This is a genomic window from Morganella sp. BCCO 40_0007 (genome assembly GCF_032989665.1).
Taxonomy (GTDB): Bacteria; Pseudomonadota; Gammaproteobacteria; order Enterobacterales; family Enterobacteriaceae; genus Morganella; species Morganella sibonii.
In genome coordinates this window covers 1-944 of sequence record NZ_JAVBIN010000033.1, presented here as the reverse complement: position 1 = coordinate 944, position 944 = coordinate 1, and the positions used below count along the sequence as shown (strand labels likewise).

At 52.9% G+C, this 944-nt stretch carries 1 protein-coding gene; it reads right to left on the bottom strand.

What is annotated here, in order from left to right; translation table 11 throughout:
- Window positions 1-944 (bottom strand): type VI secretion system tip protein TssI/VgrG (tssI, locus tag R5268_RS19355; protein ID WP_317423126.1); only part of this gene is annotated, 944 nt, incomplete at both ends.

The following is a 944-nucleotide window of genomic DNA, read 5'->3' as shown; positions in this document are numbered from 1 at the left end:
GTCTGGTGTTTTTGTGAGCCGTTGATAATGACATGCTCATCACCGGTCAGTTCGGTGTGACTGTTGTTATCAATCCGCCGCTTTAAATCATGCTGTATATGCCAGGTGGCATCATTCTCAACATGCGCATTCATATTTTTCTGCGCGTGGATATACACTTCTTCCTGCCCGGCTTCATCCTCAAAACGCAATTCATTAAATCCGTCACCTTTATGGGTCTGTGTGCGGAATGTGGTCCGGGTTTTCTCCTGCGGCAGGTTCAGCGGCGGATTATTGCGTCCGTTATAGGTGCAGCCGGTAATAATCGGTTTATCAATATCACCGTTAAGGTATGAAACGATCACTTCCTGTCCGATACGCGGTATAGACATAAACCCGTAACCGTTACCGTTCCAGCCGTGTGCCACCCGCACCCAGCAAGAGGCACTGTGATCGGGGTCAGCATAGCGATCCCAGTGAAAATACACTTTTACGGCGCCGTGCTCGTTGGTGTAAATCTCTTCGCCGTCCGGGCCGGCCACGGTAGCCAACTCGTTACCATCAGCCTGCGGCCGGAAACGGAACGGCGGCCGCCATTCCTGTGTACCGGGGATAAACTGCACGGTGTTACTGAATGTGGTGCCTTCGCCGCCGCTGTTATCGGCCAGCGGCTGTACGCCGCGATGGTTAACCGCGATCACCTGCCACGACTGATTCATCGTATCCGACGGATGGTTTTGCAGGGCAAAGATTTTACCCGGCATCAGCGCAAAGCAGTTGGTGCCCGCCGTACCGGTCTGGCGCTGGTTCTGCGACTGCTCATAACGCAGTTGTGTGAACGGCTTACCGGTTTCATCATCACGGTAGCGGCCATAACTTTCATATACCGGATGCTGTTTGTGTACTTCACCGGTGACTTCATGCTGAAACGGATAAGACGGGCGATCCGGATTGTAATCTTTCTG